Origin of the sequence: Halomonas zincidurans B6 (assembly GCF_000731955.1) — a bacterium.
In the GTDB taxonomy this organism is placed as follows: Bacteria; Pseudomonadota; Gammaproteobacteria; order Pseudomonadales; family Halomonadaceae; genus Modicisalibacter; species Modicisalibacter zincidurans.
Window position 1 is genome coordinate 604369 of record NZ_JNCK01000001.1, and the last position, 19956, is coordinate 624324.

Here is a 19956-nt window from a genome sequence, read left to right on the forward strand (position 1 = left end):
CGTTTTCACCCATCTTGCAGGCCTGTACAGGTCACCGGCAGGCGGCCCGAGCCCCGATCATTGCCTGGCCTGTTCGGTCTAGGTTGGGTCCTGCGACCCGACCGTCCGCGACGACCGATACAGCGCCCACAACAACCCGACCGACCGATGGGCCTGACAGGGAGAGATCAGCCATGGCCAAGGCCAACGTTAGCGATTGCACGATCGTCTATGATGGGGAGCGCCTGACGGGCAAGGCGGGCACGCCGCTCGTTCAATTTCTCGAAGCGCACGACATCGACCTGCCGCACGTGTGCTACCACCCCTCGCTGGGCCCGCTCGAGACCTGCGACACCTGCTGGGTCGAGATCGATGGCGAGCTCAAGCGCGGCTGTACGATCCGCGCGGAAGAAGGATTGGCGGTATCCAGCCAGGACGACTTCGCCAAGGCCGCCCGTGAAGAGGGCATGGACCGACTGCTGGGCAAGCACGAGCTGTATTGCACGGTATGCGAGAACAACACCGGCGACTGCACCCTGCACAACACGATGGTGGACATGCAGATCCCCATCCAGCGTTACAAATTCCAGCGCAAGCCCTACGAAAAGGACGAATCCAGCCCGTTCTACACCTACGATCCCGACCAGTGCATCCTTTGCGGACGCTGTGTCGAGGCCTGCCAGAACGTCGAGGTCAACGAGACGCTGACCATCGACTATTCGATGGACAATCCGCGGGTACTCTGGGATGGCGGCGAGAAAATCGACGATTCCAGCTGCGTGCATTGCGGCCATTGCGTCACCGTCTGCCCGTGCAACGCGCTGATGGAAAACACCATGCAGCCCGATGCCGGGCCGTTCACGGCGATGCCGCAGTCGCTCAAGCGACCGATGATCGACATCATCAAGACCCTCGAGCAGACCGTCAGCGCCACGCCGGTGAGCGGGCTGTCCGAGATGGACATGCACTGGCGCCAGCCGGAGATCAAGCGCACCAAGACCGTCTGCACCTATTGCGGGGTCGGCTGTTCCTTCGAAATGTGGACGCGCGATCGACATATCCTTAAAGTCCAGCCGGTGGCCGAGGCCCCGGCCAACGGCATCTCGACCTGCATCAAGGGCAAGTTCGCCTGGGATTTCGTTAACAGCGAAAAACGCCTGACCATGCCGCTGATCCGCGAGAACGGGCGCTTTCGCGAAGCCGGCTGGGACGAAGCGCTCGACCTTGTCGCTCGCCGTCTGATCGAGACTCGTGACAAGTACGGTGCAGACAGCCTGGGCTTTATCGGTTCGAGCAAGGCGAGTAACGAAGAGGCTTACCTGACCCAGAAGATCGCCCGGCTGATCATCGGCACCAACAGCGTCGACAATTCGTCGCGCTACTGCCAGAACCCGGCCACCAAGGGCTTGTTCCGCACCGTCGGCTATGGCGGCGACGCCGGCTCCATCGAGGATATCCAGAAGGCCGAAGTCGTGGTGATCGTCGGCAGCAATACCGCCGAGAACCATCCTGTCATCGCCTCGCGGATCAAGGCGGCGCAGAAACTGCACGGCCAGAAGGTGATCGTCATCGACCCGCGCAAGCACGAGATGGCCGAACGCGCCGACATCTACCTGAAGCCCAAGGCCAGTACCGACCTGATCCTGGCCTCGGCGCTGTCGCGCTACATGTTCGACAACGGCTACGCGGATCAGCAATTCCTCGACAAGTGGGTCAACCAGGTCGACGAATACCGCGAGTCGCTGGAGCCGTTCACCCTGGAGTTCGCCGAGGAAAAGACCGGCATCTCCAGACAGGAGCTGATCGATACCGCAGAGATGATCGGCAAGGCGGGGAGCGTCAGCCTGCTGTGGGCGATGGGCATCACCCAGCACAGCCATGGCTCGGATACCAGCACGGCGCTGTCCAACCTGCTGGTGGTCACCGGCAACTACGGCAAACCGGGCACCGGTGGCTACCCGATGCGTGGCCACAACAACGTTCAGGGTGCCAGCGACTTCGGCTGCCTGCGCAACATGTATCCCGGCTACGAGAAGGTTACGGATGATTCCGCCCGCGAACGCTGGGCCAAGGGCTGGGGCGTGGACAAGGAGCGGCTCTCCGACAAGGTCGGCGAGGGCAACTTCTTGATGGTGCAGTCCGCCGAGAAGGAAAAACTCAAGGCGATGTACGTCATCGGCGAAGAAACCGCCTTCTCGGATGCCGATAGCGCCAACGTGCATTCGGCCTTCGAGAAGCTCGACTTCATGGTCGTGCAGGATATCTTCATGAGCCGCACCGCCGAGTTTGCCGACGTGGTGCTGCCGGGCTGTCCGAGCGTCGAGAAGGAGGGCACCTTCGTCAACACCGAGCGGCGTATCCAGCGTTTCTACGAAGTCATGCCGCCGCTCGGCGACAGCCGGCCCGACTGGTGCATCCTCACCGACCTGGCCGCACGCATGGGCTACGACTGGGGTTATACCCATCCCTCGCAGATCATGGAGGAGTGCGCCAGCATCTCGCCGCTGTTCGCCGGCGTGACCTACGAGCGCCTGGAGGGCTGGAAGTCGTTGCAATGGCCGGTCAAGGCCGACGGCAGCGACTCGCCCCTGCTGTATACCGAGGGCTTTCACAGCGAGGACGGCAAGGCCAGCCTCTACCCGCTGGAGTGGAAGGAGCCCGATGAGGCCCCCGACGAGAAGTATCGCTTCTCGCTGGACAACGGGCGCATGCTCGAGCACTTCCAGGCCACCAACCAGACCGGCCGTGGGCCGCGCATCTGGGATGAAGCGCCGGGCTGGTTCGTCGAGGTCAGCCCCGAGCTCGCCGCCGAAAAGGGCATCGAGGATGGCACCTGGGTGTGCCTGTCCTCGCGCCGCGACAGCATCGAGGTCAGGGCACTGGTCACTAGTCGGGTCAGCGGCGATACGCTGTTTTTGCCGATTCACCAGGGCAAGCCCGGCGTCAACGCGCTGACCGGCGAGCACCACGATCCCGATGTCGATACGCCGGCCTACAAGGAAACCGCGGTCAACCTCGAGGTGCTCGATCGGGAGAAGGGCGAGCCGCCGCTGAAGCGCAACAACTATCGCTATGGCCACCGGACGCCGACACAGGGCGTGCCGGTCGAGGTCAAGTGGATGCAGAAGGATTACGTGGAACCGCCTGCCCAGCAATCCAATCCGAGGAAAATGTAATGGCTGAACGCATTTCACATACCGTGACGCCGCCCAAGATCGGCCCGGATGCGCACGAAGAGCTCGAGCGGTTGCTGCAGACCATGCACGAGCACGGTGTATTGCGCTTTGCCAACGACGTGGTGGCCGCCAATCCGCAGATCGCGCAGGTCCTCGTCGGTGGGCTCCAGAAGGAGGGCACCCTCAATGCGATCCAGAACGCTTCCGTGCTGGGCATGGCGCTGTCGACCATCGAGCCCAGGGACTTCTATCGCGTCACGTTCGCCTTGCGCGATGGTCTCCAGCGTGTCAGCCAGCACAGCCCCGAGGACGATGACGGCGATACGCCGGGGGTGACCGGCGCCTACAGGATGCTTCACGACGAGACGCTATGGCACGCCCTCACGCCATTGCTCGATGGGCTCAAGGCGTTCGCCGAACGGCTCGACAAGCCGGTGGACAAACCGGTGACCGACTTCACCGGCAAGCCCACTGATGGCCCTTAGGCGCTATCGAGACTTCCAGCGCTTGAGGAAACGAGCAAACGCTAAAAAGCCGCGGGTGTATCCGGCTGCGCATCGAGCCCTTCGCCGCGTACACGCCGCGGCTTTCGCGTGTTGCCTTGCCGTTGATAGTGGCTATTTCCATAATGCAAGGGGGAGACTTTCCTCTCGCATGGATGGATGTCGGCCGCACCGGTCCAGCATGGTCACTTTCATTGCATTTCGCTGAGGAGAGTCGATCCATGTTTTCCGGTCTGAGTGCCTTTCCCTTGACCCCCATGAAGCATGACGTAGTCGACGAGATGGCCTTTATACGGCTGATCGAGCGCTTGACCGATGCTGGCGTTGACTCCATCGGTGCGCTGGGGTCGACGGGGAATTACGCCTATCTCACCCGGGAGGAACGGGCACGCATCGCGCAACTCGCGGTGAAACATGCCGGCGATGTCCCGGTCATCATTGGCATCAGCGCCTTGAGTACCCGAGAGGTATTGGCGCTAGCCGAAGATGCGCAGGAGGCGGGGGCGAGCGCTGTGCTACTGACGCCGATGTCGTATCAGAAATTATCCGAGGATGAAGTCTTCGGACTGTATGAAGCCGTGACACGCCAGCTGTCAGTGCCGCTATGTGTCTACGACAATCCTGGCACCACCCATTTCGAATTCAGTGACGAGCTGCATGGGCGCATCGCCCAACTTCCCAACGTCGGCTCCATCAAGATTCCAGGCGTTCCAGCAGAACCTAATGCCGCCAGGGTGCGTGTCGAGCGTCTGCGAACGTTCATCCCGTCTCATGTCACGATCGGGGTCAGCGGTGACCCCTTGGCAGCCACAGGCATGAATGCTGGGTGTGAGGCCTGGTATTCGGTGGTTGGCGGCCTGTTCCCGAAAACAGCACTGGCCATTACCCGTGCCTCCCAGGCGGGCAATACCCAGGAAGTCCTGCGCCTTTCCGAAAGATTGAACCCGCTGTGGGCACTGTTCAGCCAACATGGCGGCAGCCTACGCGTGGTAGCCACAGCAGCGGAACTCAAGGGCTTGGCCGCGTCTCCCTGCTTACCGCGGCCACTCAAAGCGCTGGAAGGAGCAGACCGACAGGAGCTTGCCGGGCAGTTGCATGAGTTACAGCTGACCTGACGCGGAGTGCAAGGCATGATCCGCCGCCCGCCGCTAGCCATCGGCCGGTTTCGAGAAAGCCTCGAACACCTCGGCGCCGGTCAGGGTGCGGGTATCGTTGGCAAAATCGTAGTGCGCGGGTTTCTCGTCGATGAAGATCTGCAACGCCATGGCCCAGGGGTCGCCGTTGTCGATCAGCCCCACGGGAAACGCATAGTGGCCGCCCTCCTTGAGGCGATAGAACAAGTGTGTGCCGCAATGGCGACAGAAACCGCGCTCGGCCCACTCCGACGAGGCGTAGACGCTGACGCTCTCCTTGCCGCGCAGGGTCATCGGAGTGCGGCTTTCTATGGCCAGCAGCGGGCCGCCACCCCAGGTCTGGCACATCTGGCAGTGGCAAGCGCTCACTTCATGGCTGTCTAGCTCGACGCTCAGGTTGACGGCGCCGCACAGGCAGGCGCCCTGACATTGATGGTTGGCTGACATGTTCGGATCCTCGTTGTGTTGTTGCCGTTATGTCGAAGCTGTGCGATTTGCGGCATGCCAGCGACGGCGGGCCGCCATCCAGTGTAACCATGGCCGGCGCTTCACAGCTCGCGGCGGCGTTGCCGGCGACGCTGTGCCCGTCGTTTCAGTAACGCTGCGGTGGCGTCCTCTTGTAGCGGCAAGCCGGCGGCCCATTCGATGTCGTCGCGGCAGTGGCCCATGTCGTCGAGGATTGCATCGTCGTAGGCAAGCAGCGGCAAAAAGCGCTGCCTGAAGGCGCGCCGGCGCTTGCGGTCGGCGAATGCGCGGCGCCGGCGCTTTTCGATCGCCTCGATCAGCCCGAGTGGTGGCATCGCCGGCATGTAGAAGTCGGGAAATTGCGTTCGCTCGGGTTGTGGCTCGCCGAACCGCGGACGGTTGGCCTGGTTGAGGTCGTTCATGGCGATGGCTCCTCATGGCCGCTCGCCCCTGCGGGGCGGCCGTTTCAGGGAATGTCGATGAGGGTCGCGACCTCGGGGTCAAGCTTGGCCCGAGCTTATGGTTCAAACAAACGAAAAGAACTACAGTGTGGTTTAAGGAAATCTGAAAGGTAAGCCGGCATGACGACGATTCCACAGCCCTCAGAAGGCATGAACAGCCATGCAGACGTGGCCCGGGTGCCCTCGGCCTTGCCGTTGCTGGACAGCGATGTGTTGCGCACCTTCGTGGCCATCGCCGAAAGCGGCAGCTTCACGCGGGCGGCGCACAACGTGTTTCGCACCCCGTCGGCGCTGAGCATGCAGATCAAGCGGCTCGAGGAGACGCTCGGCCAGTCGCTGTTCGTGCGCGAGGCGCGGCGGGTGCGGCTGACCCCGCAGGGCGAGGTGTTGCTGGGCTATGGCCGCCGCCTGCTGCGCCTCAACGAGGAAGCGGTCGCTCACTTCATCGCGCCGCCGCTGGAAGGCAGCGTGCAGTTCGGCTCGCCCGACGATGTCGGCTCGCGCATCCTGCCGCGTGTGCTGGCGCAGTTCGCACGTTCGCACCCCGGCGTGCAGGTCGAGGTGGTGGTCGGGCGCAGCGTGGACCTGCTCGAGCGAGTGGACGCCGGCGAGTTGGACCTGGCGCTGGTCACCGTCGGCAACCAGGGGCCGCCTGCCGAGCGCGGCGAGGTAGTGTTCAGCGAGCCGTTGGTGTGGGCGAGCCTGGCGGGCGGCGTGGCCATCGAGCGCACGCCGCTACCGCTGGCGCTGGCCAACCACGGTTGTGCCTGGCGCAGTCTGGCGCTCGATGCGCTGGATCGCAGCGGGCTCGATTATCGTGTTGCCTACACCAGCGAGAACTGCGCCGGGCAGGAGGCCGCGCTGCTCGCCGACCTGGCGGTGGCACCGCTGCCGCTGAGTCTTTTGCGCGCGCCGCTGCGGATCGTCGAGGCCGGCGCCGGTCTGCCGGCTATCGGCGAGTATCAGATGGCGATGGTGCGTGGGGCCAATACCGGCTCGGCCTGCGAGGTACTGGGCGGGCACGTCATCGAGGCGCTGCAGGGCTTGCGGTAAATGGGGTACGCCGCGTTCGCCGAAGCGTATCGCTAACCACTTCCAGCTGATCATCGCCGCGGGGGCGCTGGTGCCCTTGGCGGCGTTGCTGGGCGAACTCGAGGCGATCGACGTGACCGGCCCGGTCGTCGCGAGCATGACGTTCCAGACGCTGGTGATCTCGTTCGGCGCGTTGCTGTTGTGGTTCGCGCTGCTGCGGCGTTACCTGGCCTCGCAGCTTGGCGTGTTCTCGTTTTTGTCGCCGGTGTTCGGGGCGCTGTTCGGCGCGCTGCTGCTCGGCGAGCCGCTGACGCTGAATTTCGTTGCCGGCGGCCTCGCCATTGTGTTGGGGATCGTTCTGGTCAGCCGCTGAGGGACTGCCGAACACCAGTCGCTGGCGGGAAGACGAGCCGGCTGGTGACGGCGATGACGGCGATCGTCATCACCAGCACCAGCAGGGCGAGGGGCAGCGTCAGAAAATGGGTCAGTCCACCGATGACGGCGGGCCCCAACAGGAACCCCGTATAGCCGAACGTCGCCACCGAGCCGGCCGATCGTCATGCCGACCGAGAAGGCGAAGAAACCGACGGCGAAGCCGCCTTCCAGCACGCCTTGCAGATAGATGCTGCTCCAGTCGGCGATGGTGCCTTCGGTGAACAGGGCACAAAACGCCACCAGGCACAGCCCGGCGAGTCGAGGGTCGAGTCGCCCCTGATCGCGTGTCGAGGTTTCGTCGTCTGGCGCCGGCATGGGGGGCTGATGGGCGCCGGCCGAAACGGCCAGTGTCGCGGCCGACAGCAAAGCGGCAAGCGAGAGTATCGTTACCGGCCCGAAACCCAGGGGGTGAGCACGCCGGCCAGCGCGGCGCCGGCGCCCCGCCGAGGCTCCAGGCGGCATGGAAAGATGACATGATCGGACGATCTTAGCGGTTCTCGATCAGGCTGCCGCGGGCATTCATGGCGACATCGAGGGCACCGTTGATGGCGCCCAGCAGGACCAGCGCGACCATCAGCGTGACGGTGTCCCGGGCGAAGCAGGGCAGCAACAGCGCCGCGGCGAAGGCGAGCCCCAGTACCCCGCAGATGCGGGTGAGTGGCCAGCGGTCGACCGCCCGGGCGGCCAGCCGCATCCCTATGAGGGCGGCCGCCGCGAAGCCCAACAGCGCCAGCCCAGGACGAACTCCGAAACGCCGACGATCAGCCGCACCGGGGCGATTTCGATTGACCAGACGCCGATGCCGAGAAACGTCAGGGTGTTGCGCCAGCGCATCTGGTGCAGGCGGGCTTCGCTGCTCATGGTTTTTCTCCCTCAAGGGCCGCGGCGTCGCAGCAACGCTGGTGAGTGATGGGCAGGTGCTGTTTCTCGACGGAGGAACGACCGCGTTGCGCCTCGCTGAGTCTCTTTCCTCGCGAACGTTCCAATAACGAAGTCAATGGCTTGATCGATGAGAGAAGCTGGCTGCTCACGGCGCCTCGACGGCTTCGATCAACGCGCCGATCACGGCCTTGGTACGGTCGAGATAGTCGCTACCGTTGGAAGGCGGCGTGGGGTCGGCGGTCATCACGATGGTCATGGCGCGTTGGGGTACCACGAACAGCAACTGCCCGCCATAGCCCCAGCCGTAGTAGACCGGCACGTCGGCCAGCGTGGTGATGAACCAGCCGTAGCCGTAGTCGTCCTGATTGAAGTGCGAGCGGGTGCGCGGCCGCCAGGAGCGCTCGATCCATTCGGCGGGCGGCACGCGTTCGCCGGCGTACTCCCCGCCCTGGCGATAGAGTTCGCCGACACGCAGCAGCGCCTGAGGCGTCAGCCCCATTTCGTTGCCGCCGAAGTAGATGCCCTGCGGGTTGCGGGTCCAGGGCGGAATGGCGATGCCCAGCGGCTCGCCCAGCCAGTCGCGCATCAGCGCCAGGGTGCTGCGCCCGCTGGCCTCGGTCAACGCGGCGGAAAGCAGGTGGCTGTTGCCGGTGGAGTACAGCATGCGCCCGCCGGGTTCGGCGACGAAGGGGCGGGTCAAGGCGTCACGAACCCAGTTGTCGCTGGCCACCCAGCCGCCGTAGTTGGCGCCGGAGGTGCGCTCCAGCCCGGCCTGCATCGACAGCAAATTGCCGACGCTGATGGTCTCGACGCGCGGGTCGATGTCGGCCGGCACACGCTCTCCGAGCAGTTCGACGATCGGCTGGTCGACACCTTCGACCACGCCGCGCTCGATTGTCGAGCCGGCGCCAGCCGGCTCTATTACCGTTCAGCGGCCGAGTCTCAGAGCTTGCCGAGCACCGTTTCGGCGCTGCTCTGATCGACACCCTTGGCATCCACGCCGAGGTATTCGACCACGCCGTCGTCGACGATCATCGCGAAGCGCTTGCTGCGCGTGCCCATGCCGCCGGCGCTGGCGTCCATGTCGAGGCCCAGCGCGCGGGCGAACTCGGCGTTGCCGTCGGCGAGCATGGTAAACGCCTGGGCATTCTGCGCCTTCTGCCAGGCGTCCATGACGAAGGCATCGTTGACCGCCATGCAGGCGATGGCATCGACGCCCTTGGCGAAGATCTCGTCGGCCTTGATGACGAAACCCGGCATATGGGTGTTGGAGCAGCCCGGGGTGAAGGCACCGGGCACGGCGAACAACACTACGCGCTTGCCGGCGAACAGCTCGCCGGTGGAGATGTCCTGGGGCCCGTCGGCGCCGTTGGTCTTGAGGGTGACGTCGGGGATCTTGTCGCCTGTAGCGATGGTCATGTCTGCATCCTTTCTTGACGAAGTGAGTGCTCATTACAGTGCACGTTAGCGCCATGCAATGTAGCAAAGCGATGGCTCGTCACTGTAGCAAGCGGGTTATGGAGTGGCTAACTGACGTCGTGAGTCGGGTTCTTCAATGCCTCCTGAGTCTCTTTGCATCCGTGCATCGGGCTAAGTGATAAACTGACGATGGGGTCAGGAAACCGAACAGGTCCAGAGGGCTGCATGGCCAAGCGCAAGGGTGAAATTCGTCAGCGCAATGTCGAGAACATTCTGCTGGCGGCGGAGCAGATATTCGCCGAAAGGGGCTACGCTGGCGCCTCGATGGGCGAGATCGCCCAATTGGCTCAGCTACCCAAGTCCAACGTGCATTACTACTTCTCGACCAAGGAGGAGTTGTACCGCGAGGTTCTGCTGGCGCTGCTCGAGGTCTGGAAGCAGGATGCGTTGTGCTTCGAGCTCTACGACGACCCGCGCGTGGTGCTGTCGACCTACATCCGCGCCAAGATGAATCACTCGCGCAATCGCGCGGCGGGCTCCAAGGTGTGGGCGGCCGAGGTGATGCAGGGCGGGGCGGTACTCGGTGCGAGCCTGCGCGACAATCTCTACCAGTGGGCCAAGCTCAAGGAAGCCAAGATCCGCGAGTGGATCGACGATGGCCGTATCCTGCCGGTCGAGCCCTCCTATCTGCTGTACATGATCTGGTCGTCAACCCAGCATTACGCCGATTTCGATTATCAGATAGCTCTGCTTAACGACGATGCGCCGCTCGACGACCGCCAGTTCGAGCACGCCGTCCAATCGGTGACCAGCGTCATCCTGCGCGGTATCGGCTTGTCACCATGAAGGTATTCCGAGGTTGGCTAAAAAGCCCCGGCCAACGCGCCGGGGCTTTCGTTCGTGCTTCGTGCACCAAAGTGGGCTGGTGGGCGGCGCTTAAGCTATTTCCCGGAACGGGTTGCGCGGGTCCTCGTTCCAGCTCATGTAGGGCTTGTCGCTGGGCTGCGGGACCATGCTGATGCAGTCCTCGACCGGGCAGGTGATCTGACACAGGTTGCAGCCCACGCACTCCTCCTCGATCACCTCGTAGCGCCTGGCCCCGGCGTCATCGACCAGCTTGGCGATCGACTGATGCGAGGTGTCCTCGCAGGCGATGTAGCAACGCCCGCACTGGATGCACTTGTCCTGGTCGATATGCGCGATGGTCTGGAAGTTCATGTCCAGATACTTCCAGTCGGTGGTGTTGGCCACCGCCTTGCCGGAGAACTCGGCGAGGCTGCGATAGCCCTTCTCGGCCATCCAGCGCGCCAGGCCGTCCTGCATCTCCTCGACGATACGGAAACCGTGCAGCATGGCGGCGGTGCACACCTGCACCGCGCCGGCACCGAGTGCGGCGAACTCGGCGGCATCGCGCCAGTTGGAGATGCCGCCGATCCCGCAGATCGGCAGGTCCTGGGTTTCCGGGTCGCGGGCGATCTCGGCGACCATGTTCATGGCGATCGGCTTGACCGCCGCGCCGCAATAGCCGCCATGGGTACTCTGGCTGCCCACGGTGGGCATGGCGACCATGTTGTCGAGATCGATCGAGGTGATCGAATTGATGGTATTGATCAGCGAGACCGCGTCGGCGCCGCCGCGCATCGCCGCCCGCGCCGGGGCGCGGATGTCGGTGATGTTGGGGGTCAGCTTGACGATCACCGGCTTGGAATAATACTGCTTGCACCAGCGGGTGACCTGCTCGATGAGATCGGGGTTCTGGCCCACCGCGGCGCCCATGCCGCGCTCGGGCATGCCGTGCGGGCAGCCCAGGTTGAGCTCGATGCCGTCGGCGCCGGTGGCTTCCACCAGCGGCAGGATCGCCTTCCAGCTCTCCTCGACGCAGGGCACCATGATCGAGACGATCAGCGCGCGATCGGGCCAGCGCTTCTTGACCTCGGTGATCTCGCGCAGGTTGATCGCCAGGCTGCGGTCGGTGATCAGCTCGATATTGTTGAAGCCCAGTACCTCGCGGTTCTTGCCGAAGTGCGCCGAGTAGCGCGACGACACGTTGACCGGCGCCGGGTCCTCGCCAAGGGTCTTCCAGACCACGCCGCCCCAGCCGGCTTCATAGGCACGTTCGACGTTGTAGGCCTTGTCGGTGGGCGGTGCGGAGGCCAGCCAGAAAGGATTGGGCGAGCGGATGCCGGCGAACTCGATGCTCAGATCGACGTCGGGCTTTTTCGCGGTTGCCTTCATTACGCCACCTCCTGCCGGGCCATGATGTCGTTGTGAATGGCCTGGGCGGCCAGCTTGCCGTGCTGCACGGCCTGGACGGTCAGATCCTGGCCGGCCGCCACGCAGTCGCCGCCGGCATACACGCCGGTGAGGCGGGTGTGGAAGTTGCCGTCGATCTCGATCTTGCCGGCTTCGCGGCCGAGCTGGGCGGCTCGGGTGTCGCTCAGGCTGGCGGCCTCGAAGGCCTGGCCGATCGCCGTGAATACCGCGTCGGCGGGTATGTCGAGGGTTTCGCCGGTGGCGGTGAGCGCACCGCCGCGGGACTCGGTGCGCGCGAAGCGCATGCCGGCCACGCGTCCGGCCTCGTCGAGCAGGACCCGGTCGGGCTGGGCCCAGGTGACGATGCGCACACCGTTGGCCTTGGCGATCTCCTGTTCGTGGCCGGTGGCGGCCATCGTCTCGCTGCCACGACGATAGACCAGGGTAACCGCCTCGGCGCCCAGCCGGGCCATCTGCACCGCCATGTCGATGGCGGTATTGCCGGCGCCGATCACCACGCAGCGCTTGGCCAGCGCCAGGTCGGCGAGGTCGTCACTCTGGCGCAGCTCGTGGATATAGTCGGTGGCGGGCATCAGTCCTTGGGCGTTCTCATCAGGCAGTCCCAGCTGGCGGCTGGCGCCGAGGCCGAGGCCCAGAAACACCGAATCGTAGTCGCGCTGCAGGGTGGCGAGCTCGAGGTTGTCGCCCAGGCGCTGGCCGTGGCGGATCTCGATGCCGCCGATCCCGAGCAGGAAGTCGATCTCTTGTTGCGCATAGTCGTCGATGAGCTTGTAGCGGGCGATGCCGTATTCGTTGAGCCCGCCGGGCTTGGCCTCGGCCTCGAAGATAGTCACCCGGTGGCCATGGGTGGCCAGCCGATGGGCGCAGGAGAGCCCGGCGGGTCCGGCGCCGACGATGGCGATGTGCTTGCCGGTATCGGCGGCGCGCACGAACGGGTGGCTGTCGAAGTGCATGTGGTCGACGGCGTGGCGTTGCAGCAGGCCGATCAGTACCGGCTGGCATTCGGCGTCGTGATTGCGCACGCAACTCTGCTCGCAGAGGATCTCGGTGGGGCAGACCCGGGCGCAGCTGCCGCCGAGGATGTTCTCTTCGAGGATGGTCTGTGCGGCGCCGTTGATGTTGTCCTCGGCGATTTCGCGAATGAAGCGCGGGATGTCGATGTCCGACGGGCAGGCTTCCACGCACGGCGCATCGTAGCAGTACAGGCAGCGCTGGCTTTCGATGAACGCCTGGCGCTGGGTCAATGGCGGGTGCAGATCGCTGAAGTTGGCCTCGAGCGAGGCGCTATCGCTGCCATGACCGGCGCGGGGCAGGTGATCGAGTGGATGAGTCACGGTGGAACTCCTTCGGCTCGTCGGGGCCCGGCGATGAGGCCGATACCGCAGCGAGCCGAGCATTGTTATTGGATGACGGTTATCGGCGACTCAGCGCTCGACGGCGGTGGCCGCGTTGCGCTCGGCGCGTTTCTTGAGTACGTCGTAGACGCCGGGATAGGCGGGCCGCTCGATATAGCGACCGGCGCCTCGCTCGGCGTGCAGATCCTTGCCATCGCGCCATACCCACTTGCCCTGGCTGATGGTGTGACGCGGGATGCCGCGTACCGTCTTGCCCTCAAAGATGTTGAAGTCGACGTTCTGATGGTGGGTCTTGGCGGAAATCGTGCGCGTGGCGTTGGGATCCCAGACCACCAGATCGGCATCGGCGCCTTCCTGCACCGCGCCCTTGCGCGGGTACATGTTGAAGATCTTGGCGGTGTTGGTGGAGGTGACGGCGACGAAATCCTGCATCGAGATGCGTCCCCCGTTGACGCCTTCGTCCCAGATCACCGCCATGCGATCCTCGATCCCGGCGGTGCCGTTGGGGATCTTGGTGAAGTCGTCCTTGCCCATCGCCTTCTGCTCGGCGCAGAAGCAGCAATGGTCGGTGGCGGTGGTCTGCAGGTTGCCGGACTGCAGACCGGTCCACAGCGCGTCCTGGTGCTCCTTGCTGCGAAACGGCGGGCTCATCACGTGGCCGGCGGCCCTGGCCCAGTCCTTGTCGCGATACACGCTGTCGTCGATCATCAGGTGCCCGGCGAGCGCTTCGCCGTAGACCGGCTGGCCCTGGCGGCGGGCGTAGGTGATCTCGTCGAGGGCGTCGCGGCACGACACGTGGACCACGTAGATCGGCGTGCCCAGCGTGCCGGCGATACGAATCGCGCGGCTGGCGGCCTCGCCCTCGACCTGGGGCGGGCGCGACAGCGGGTGCGCCTCGGGGCCGGTGAGGCCCTGGGCGAGCAGCTTCTGCTGCATGTGATAGACCAGCTCGCCGTTCTCGGCATGCACGGTGGGCACCGCACCGAGCTCCAGGCAGCGGGTGAAGCTGGCCACCAGAATGTCGTCGGTGGCCATGATGGCGTTCTTGTAGGCCATGAAGTGCTTGAAGCTGTTGACGCCGTGCTCGCGCACCAGCGTTCCCATGTCCTCGTGCACGCTGTCGTCCCACCAGGTCACCGCGACGTGGAAGGCGTAGTCGCCGGCGGCCTTCTCGGCCCAGTCGCGCCAGGTCTCGAAGGCTTCCATCAGCGGCTGGCCGGGGCTGGGGATCACGAAGTCGATGATCGTGGTGGTGCCGCCGGCGAGCCCGGCGGCGGTGCCGGTGTAGAAGTCCTCGCTGGCCACGGTGCCCATGAACGGCAGTTGCATGTGGGTGTGCGGATCGATGCCGCCGGGCATCACGTACTGACCGTCGGCGTCGATCACCTCGGCGTCGGCCGGGGCCTCCAGATCGGGGCCGACGGCGGCGATCTTGCCGTCCACGCAGAGCACGTCGGCGCGGTAGGTGGCGTCATGGGTGACGACGGTGCCGCCACGGATCAGGATGGTCATGATTTCAAACCTCTTGGACTTGTTGTCTTGTCGGGTCGCTGAACCGATGCATCATTTATCCGAGGTCTAGCCAGAAACGCGACGAGCGAAGCCAAGACAAGGCGAACAAAGTCGAAAGGGCGACCGGGCTGGCGCTCCAGTTCACTGGTGTAAATGAGCACCTTGAGACTTTGTTCAACGCCGTATTGGCAAGCGCAGTCCGTTTCCGGCAGACCGATTATTCGCCGTCGGTTAGCCGTGTATACGTCTCGGGCCGGCGATCGCGGAAGAACTGCCAGGTGTTGCGAATCTCGCGGACCATCGCCAGGTCGACTTCGTGAATCAGTAGCTCGTCTTCGCTGGCGCTGGCCTTGGCCTCGATCTGGCCGCGCGGATTGGCGATGTAGGAGTTGCCGTAGAATTCGCCGATATTCCAGGGCGCTTCGGTGCCGACGCGGTTGATGGCGGCTATGTAGCAGCCGTTGGCGGCGGCCGAGGCGGGCTGTTCGAGCTCCCACAGGTATTGCGACAGGCCGGCGACGGTGGCCGAGGGATTGAAGATGATCTCGGCGCCGTTGAGCGCCAGGGCGCGCCAGCCTTCGGGGAAATGGCGGTCGTAGCAGATGTACACGCCGATCTTGCCGTAGGCGGTGTCGAAGACCGGCCAATTCGACTGGCCCGGCTTGAAGAAGTACTTCTCCCAGAAGCCGGCAACCTGGGGAATGTGGGTCTTGTGGTACTTGCCGAGATAGCTGCCGTCGGCATCGAATACCGCCGCGGTGTTGTAGTAGATGCCGGTGACCGTCTCCTCGTAGATCGGCACGATGATCACCATGCGATGCTTGGCGGCGAGCTTCTGCATCATCTGGCAGGTGGGCCCCTCGGGAACCTTCTCGGCGGCGGCGTACCATTTCTTGTCCTGGCTGGGACAGAAGTAGGGCTGATTGAACACTTCCTGAAAGCACAATACCTGAACGCCGGCTTCGGCGGCCTGCTCGATATAGGGCAGGTGGGCCTCGTTCATTGCGTCGCGAATGGCGGCCGGCTCAAGCTCGGTATCGGTCTTCAGGCCCATCTGAATCAAGCCGATCTTCACCTTTTGCATCGCTCAATCCTCATCGTCTGACATGTGTTGTTGTTGGAGCACACGGTGATCGTCGATTCATCACCTTGTCGTTATAAAACCTGACTGTCGAGTCAGGAATAAGAGAAAGCTAGTCGCTTACGTGGAAATCTTGCAAGTGTTTTTTAAACCGAACAAGCGGTTGCGTTGAATCTGTAACTCTCTAATTTGCAAAGATTTCCTCATTATGTGGCGGTGGGCGCACCGTGACGGAGAATGTCTTGTTTTTCTTTTTTTAATTTTAAAAACAGATGGTTATGCAGTTATTAGAGGGCTGTCGACGCGCTTTTAAACGCGGTTATGCACCATTGTGGAAATTGTCTAGAGTGACAGATGGCTGGGATCTCGTGACATGAAAAGCCCTGGGGGCGATGGCTTGCATGACCCTCAATAAACATGACTAGCCGGACAGGTTTTTTGAGTTTATAAAAAACAACGACTTGTCCGCCGTGGCTGAAAGGCCGGGCTCGCTTTCAACGACGCTTAGCCCTCAAACTGATCGTTCGGGCACGTTTCTTGCGAGATGTGAGAGGGACCAGCCAGGCAGCAAGGTCGACAAGTAACGTACAAGTCCCCTCGACGGGGAGAATTGGCAGCCGCATGAGGAGACAACAACAATGACGGCAGAAACATCACGCGCGATAAAGCGTGGCGAACTCGTCGAACTCGAAGTCGGCGACGACGTTCGCGAGAGTTCGCGCTTCAACGAAGACATCGCCCCGACCCGGCTCGAGGAGCGCACCTGGTCGCGCTGGAACGTCGCCGCCCTGTGGGTCGGCCTGTCGATCTGCGTGCCGACCTATACCCTGGGCGGTATTCTGACCGCCTACTTCGGCCTGTCGGTGAGCGAGGCGCTGATCACCATCCTGGTCGCCAATATCGTGATCCTGGTGCCGCTGACCCTGAACGCCTATCCGGGCACCAAGTTCGGCATCCCGTTTCCAGTGGTATTGCGCTCGTCGTTCGGTATTCGCGGCTCCAACGTGCCCTGCCTGATCAGGGCGCTGGTCGGGTGCGGCTGGTTCGGCATTCAGACGATGTTCGGCGGGCTGGCGATTCATCTGTTGCTGGCGGCGGTCTTTCCCCCGTGGCGAGCGCTGGACGGGCTCGGCGAGGTGATCGGGTTCTTCCTGTTCGGCGCCATGAATCTGTATGTGGTGATCCGCGGCGCCGAATCGATCAAGTGGCTGGAGACGCTCTCGGCGCCGCTGTTGCTGGCCGTTGCCGTGGGGCTGATGATCTGGGCCCTGCCGCACGTGTCGATGACCGAACTGTTGAGCCAGCCGCCGTCACGTCCCGAGGGCGAGCCGGTGTACGGCTACTTTTTCGCCGGGCTGACCGCCATGGTGGGTTTCTGGGCCACGCTGTCGCTCAACATTCCCGATTTCAGCCGCTTCGCCAAGAGCCAGAAGGACCAGATCGTCGGTCAGATCATCGGCCTGCCCTTGACCATGTTCTTCTTCGCCTCGCTGGGGGTGGTGATGACCGCGGCATCGGCGTCGCTGGTGGGTGAGACGGTCTCCGACCCGGTCAGCCTGATCGGGCGCATCGACAGCCCCTTCTGGGTGGTCATCGCGATGTTCTTCATCATCGTCGCGACGATCTCCACCAACACCGCCGGCAACATCGTCTCGCCCACCAACGACTTTCAGAACATCGCACCCAAGCTGATCAATCAGACCCGCGGTACGCTGATGACCGGCCTGGTCGGGGTGCTGCTGATGGGTTACGACCTGCTGCAGAAGGCCGGCGTGATCGTCTCCGACGTGACCCTCGAAAGCCTCTATTCAAACTGGCTGCTGGGCTATTCGAGCCTGCTGGGGCCGATCGCCGGGATCATGATCGTCGATTACTTCCTGATCAAGCGCCAGCAACTCGACGTCGCCAGCCTGTACAAGGATGGCGCCGCGTATCCGGCCTACAACCCGGCGGGTTTCATCGCCTTCTTCGTGCCGGTGGCGCTGACCGTCTTCTCGCTGACGACGGGGACCTGGACCTGGTTCTACGACTACGGCTGGTTCACCGGCTCGGCGCTGGGAGCGGTCGTCTACTACGTCGCCAGCCAGATGCTCGTCAAGCCGGTGACGGCTCCAGCTCCGGCGCCCGCCCCGGCGGCCGAGAAAGCCAACGGCTGAGCGTCGAGCGGTCGCCTTGAGTGAAGCCATGAGCCCGGCCCTGTGCCGGGCTCATGCTTTTCTGCATTCATGGACGGTTAGATGTCGACGCTGCGCGGTCCGTCGCGGGGGATGTCGAGCATTGCCAGCATGGCGCGGGCCGCCGCCGAAAGCGGATGGCGGCGGCGCATGATGACGCCCAGCTCGCGGGGGATATCGGGTTCGACGAGTTGACGATGCATGATGCCTTCACCGGCGATCTGCCGAAAGCTCAACGAGGGCAGCACGCTGACCCCGACCCCGGCTGCCACCATACGGCCGACGGTGGCGATCTGGCTGGCTTCACAGATGATGTCCAGGCGTTCGCCGACCCTGGTCATGACGGCATCGATATCCTGACGCGAACTCGAGCGCCGGTTGATGCCGATGAATGGATAGGCGGCCATCTGACGCCAGGTCACGACCCGCTGTTCGAGCAGCGGGTGCCCCAGAGGGCATACAGCCACATAGCGATCGACCAGCAGGGGTTCGTAGATCAGATCGTCGGCGTTGAGCGGCGCAACGGAAAATCCCATGTCCGCACGGCCCTCGCGAACGAGCTGATTGACCTCATCGGCAAGCACGTCGTGCAGGCTCAGGTTGATATGCGGGTACTCGGCGCGAAAGCCGGCAATGACGCCCGGCAACAAGCCTGCCGCCAGGGTCGGTAACGCCGCCAGCGTGACCTTGCCGCGTTCCTTGAGAAAGCGTCCATTGAGATCCTCGAAAGCCTCCGCCCAATCCTCCAGCAAGCGTATCGCCACGGGCAGGAAGGACGCGCCCTCGGGCGTCAGCGTCAACTGCCGGGTGGCGCGGGCGAACAACGGTCCTCCGACCGTTTCCTCCAGCTTGCGGATGGCGATACTCAAGGCGGGTTGCGAGAGATGAATGCGCTCGCTGGCTTCGGCGAGACTGCGCGATTGGGCGACGGCGACGAAAGCCTTGAGTTGCTTGATGCTGGGATTCATTTATTTAATTTAACGAATACGAAAAAATATTCAATGTACAAAACAAAACCGCGAGGCGAACCTGCCAATGAGCGGTGCCCGGCAGAGGCGCCCCTATCAACAACAAGGGCCCATGCGGCCACGGAGCCAACCATGAAAACGCTACTCACCGCCGCAGCGGCCAGCCTGGCCATGCTTGCATTCAGTTCCGTCAGTCACGCCGAGCAACGTCTGCTGATCGGCTCGACGTCAAGTTCATCGAGCCATTACAGCTATTTCGTGGCCGTCAATCAGATCATCAACGATCAGGTCGAGGGAGTCAGTTCCTCGGTGGCCGAAACCGGGGCCACGGTCGACAACTTGCGCCGGCTGAGCCGCGATCAGGTCGATCTGGGTCTGGTGACGACCAATAGCGGCTACCAAGCCTACCAGGGGCTGGGCGAATTCGAGGGACGAGCCGTCGATAGCCGGCTGCTGTGGGTCTATACCGTGGCCCCCCAGAACGTGGTGTTGCGCGAGGACGCCGGGGTCAGCAAGCTCGCCGGTCTAGACGGTGTGCGTCTCAACCCGGGGATCACCGGTTCGGCGACCGAGGCCACCACCGAAGCGGTCATGCAGGCGCTGGGCATCGAGCCCGACTACGTTCGAGGATCGACCAGCGATGTAGTCAGCGCCATCAAGGACGGCCGCATCGCCGGCTACGTCAAGTCCGGCGTCGGCGATCGCCTCGATGGATCGACCATGGACATCGCGACCTTCACGCCGATCACCGTACTCGGGCTGAACGACGCTCAGGCGGCGACGCTACGCGAACGGATGCCCGATGTGGCTGTCGTCGACGTGCCGGCCGGTGCCGCCGAGGGCGTCCCCGCCTACACGACCTGGGCATTCGGCGTGGCGGTGAATGCAACCCCCAAACTCGACGAGGAAACCGCCTACCAGATCGTCAAGGCGGTGATGGAAAACCCCGGACCGCAGGCCAATGCCTTCTCCGCGATCAAGGGCGCCGACATGGCGCAGATGACCCTGAAGGTGGGCAGCGTGCCGCTGCATGCCGGTGCGGCCCGCTACTATCGTGAGCAGGGGCTTGAGATTCCCGATGCCCTGAAGCCGGTCGAGTGAGCAGCG

At 63.7% G+C, this 19956-nt stretch carries 20 protein-coding genes; 8 read left to right on the forward strand and 12 right to left on the reverse strand.

The window, feature by feature from the left end:
• Positions 1-173 precede the first annotated feature (173 nt).
• The 3 genes from fdhF (at position 174) to HALZIN_RS0102890 (ending at position 4773) form a co-directional block, all read left to right on the forward strand.
• Positions 174-3155 (forward strand): formate dehydrogenase subunit alpha, encoded by a 2982-nt coding sequence (fdhF, locus tag HALZIN_RS0102880; protein ID WP_031382745.1) that lies wholly within the window; start codon positions 174-176, stop codon positions 3153-3155.
• The gene (locus HALZIN_RS0102885) at positions 3155-3640 is read left to right on the forward strand and encodes a helical membrane plugin domain-containing protein (protein ID WP_031382746.1); all 486 of its coding nucleotides are present in this window, start codon (positions 3155-3157) and stop codon (positions 3638-3640) included. The genes fdhF and HALZIN_RS0102885 overlap by 1 nt, the downstream gene beginning before the upstream one ends.
• A gap of 239 nt (positions 3641-3879) precedes the next feature.
• Complete coding sequence (locus HALZIN_RS0102890; RefSeq protein ID WP_031382747.1) at positions 3880-4773, forward strand: dihydrodipicolinate synthase family protein; 894 nt, start codon at positions 3880-3882, stop codon at positions 4771-4773.
• A 33-nt stretch (positions 4774-4806) separates the two neighbouring features.
• On the opposite strand, the gene HALZIN_RS0102895 is transcribed toward HALZIN_RS0102890, so the two are convergent.
• Both HALZIN_RS0102895 and HALZIN_RS0102900 read right to left on the reverse strand, forming a co-directional pair.
• Entirely contained in the window at positions 4807-5238 is a 432-nt protein-coding gene (locus tag HALZIN_RS0102895; RefSeq protein WP_031382748.1) for a GFA family protein, read from the reverse strand.
• Positions 5239-5339: 101 nt separating this feature from the next.
• On the reverse strand, positions 5340-5678 hold the full coding sequence (locus tag HALZIN_RS0102900; RefSeq protein WP_031382749.1) for a hypothetical protein: 339 nt from the start codon (positions 5676-5678) through the stop codon (positions 5340-5342).
• 189 nt (positions 5679-5867) lie between these two features.
• Here HALZIN_RS0102900 and HALZIN_RS0102905 point away from each other — a divergent pair, with 189 nt between their 5' ends.
• On the forward strand, positions 5868-6770 hold the full coding sequence (locus HALZIN_RS0102905) for a LysR substrate-binding domain-containing protein (RefSeq protein WP_031382750.1): 903 nt from the start codon (positions 5868-5870) through the stop codon (positions 6768-6770).
• Between the two features lie 76 nt (positions 6771-6846).
• Positions 6847-7122, forward strand: coding sequence for a DMT family transporter (locus HALZIN_RS18285; RefSeq protein ID WP_031382751.1), 276 nt, complete (start codon positions 6847-6849; stop codon positions 7120-7122).
• Here the strand turns inward: HALZIN_RS18285 and HALZIN_RS0102915 are convergent.
• The 5 genes from HALZIN_RS0102915 to HALZIN_RS0102935 all read right to left on the reverse strand — a co-directional run bounded on the left by HALZIN_RS0102915 (position 7112) and on the right by HALZIN_RS0102935 (position 9485).
• On the reverse strand, positions 7112-7291 hold the full coding sequence (locus HALZIN_RS0102915) for a hypothetical protein (RefSeq protein ID WP_031382752.1): 180 nt from the start codon (positions 7289-7291) through the stop codon (positions 7112-7114). The genes HALZIN_RS18285 and HALZIN_RS0102915 overlap by 11 nt on opposite strands.
• Positions 7292-7671: 380 nt before the next feature.
• Positions 7672-7878 (reverse strand): hypothetical protein, encoded by a 207-nt coding sequence (locus HALZIN_RS0102920; RefSeq protein ID WP_031382753.1) that lies wholly within the window; start codon positions 7876-7878, stop codon positions 7672-7674.
• 2 nt (positions 7879-7880) lie between these two features.
• Positions 7881-8045, reverse strand: coding sequence for a hypothetical protein (locus HALZIN_RS18040; protein WP_160171085.1), 165 nt, complete (start codon positions 8043-8045; stop codon positions 7881-7883).
• A 166-nt stretch (positions 8046-8211) separates the two neighbouring features.
• A complete protein-coding gene (locus HALZIN_RS0102930) occupies positions 8212-8949 on the reverse strand; it encodes a serine hydrolase domain-containing protein (RefSeq protein ID WP_328286626.1) in 738 nt (245 codons plus the stop codon).
• A 59-nt stretch (positions 8950-9008) separates the two neighbouring features.
• Complete coding sequence (locus HALZIN_RS0102935) at positions 9009-9485, reverse strand: peroxiredoxin (RefSeq protein WP_031382755.1); 477 nt, start codon at positions 9483-9485, stop codon at positions 9009-9011.
• Positions 9486-9710: 225 nt separating this feature from the next.
• On the opposite strand from HALZIN_RS0102935, the gene HALZIN_RS0102940 reads away from it, so the two are divergent.
• Positions 9711-10331: a TetR/AcrR family transcriptional regulator gene (locus tag HALZIN_RS0102940; RefSeq protein ID WP_031382756.1), complete on the forward strand. Its 621-nt coding sequence runs from the start codon at positions 9711-9713 to the stop codon at positions 10329-10331.
• 90 nt (positions 10332-10421) lie between these two features.
• On the opposite strand, the gene preA is transcribed toward HALZIN_RS0102940, so the two are convergent.
• The 4 genes from preA to HALZIN_RS0102960 all read right to left on the reverse strand — a co-directional run bounded on the left by preA (position 10422) and on the right by HALZIN_RS0102960 (position 15710).
• Positions 10422-11720: an NAD-dependent dihydropyrimidine dehydrogenase subunit PreA gene (gene preA / locus HALZIN_RS0102945; RefSeq protein ID WP_031382757.1), complete on the reverse strand. Its 1299-nt coding sequence runs from the start codon at positions 11718-11720 to the stop codon at positions 10422-10424.
• A complete protein-coding gene (locus tag HALZIN_RS0102950; protein ID WP_031382758.1) occupies positions 11720-13093 on the reverse strand; it encodes an NAD(P)-dependent oxidoreductase in 1374 nt (457 codons plus the stop codon). The genes preA and HALZIN_RS0102950 overlap by 1 nt, the downstream gene beginning before the upstream one ends.
• 90 nt (positions 13094-13183) lie before the next feature.
• Positions 13184-14626, reverse strand: a complete 1443-nt coding sequence (gene hydA / locus HALZIN_RS0102955; RefSeq protein WP_031382759.1) for a dihydropyrimidinase — start codon at positions 14624-14626, stop codon at positions 13184-13186.
• A gap of 217 nt (positions 14627-14843) precedes the next feature.
• Positions 14844-15710 carry a nitrilase-related carbon-nitrogen hydrolase gene (locus HALZIN_RS0102960; RefSeq protein WP_031382760.1) on the reverse strand — a complete coding sequence of 289 codons (867 nt, stop codon included), beginning with the start codon at positions 15708-15710 and terminating at the stop codon, positions 14844-14846.
• A gap of 635 nt (positions 15711-16345) precedes the next feature.
• On the opposite strand from HALZIN_RS0102960, the gene HALZIN_RS0102965 reads away from it, so the two are divergent.
• Positions 16346-17863 (forward strand): NCS1 family nucleobase:cation symporter-1, encoded by a 1518-nt coding sequence (locus tag HALZIN_RS0102965; protein ID WP_031382761.1) that lies wholly within the window; start codon positions 16346-16348, stop codon positions 17861-17863.
• A gap of 77 nt (positions 17864-17940) precedes the next feature.
• Here the strand turns inward: HALZIN_RS0102965 and HALZIN_RS0102970 are convergent, their stop codons facing one another.
• Positions 17941-18849 (reverse strand): LysR family transcriptional regulator, encoded by a 909-nt coding sequence (locus HALZIN_RS0102970; protein WP_031382762.1) that lies wholly within the window; start codon positions 18847-18849, stop codon positions 17941-17943.
• 132 nt (positions 18850-18981) lie between these two features.
• On the opposite strand from HALZIN_RS0102970, the gene HALZIN_RS0102975 reads away from it, so the two are divergent.
• Positions 18982-19950: a TAXI family TRAP transporter solute-binding subunit gene (locus tag HALZIN_RS0102975; RefSeq protein WP_031382763.1), complete on the forward strand. Its 969-nt coding sequence runs from the start codon at positions 18982-18984 to the stop codon at positions 19948-19950.
• The last annotated feature ends 6 nt before the right edge of the window (positions 19951-19956 follow it).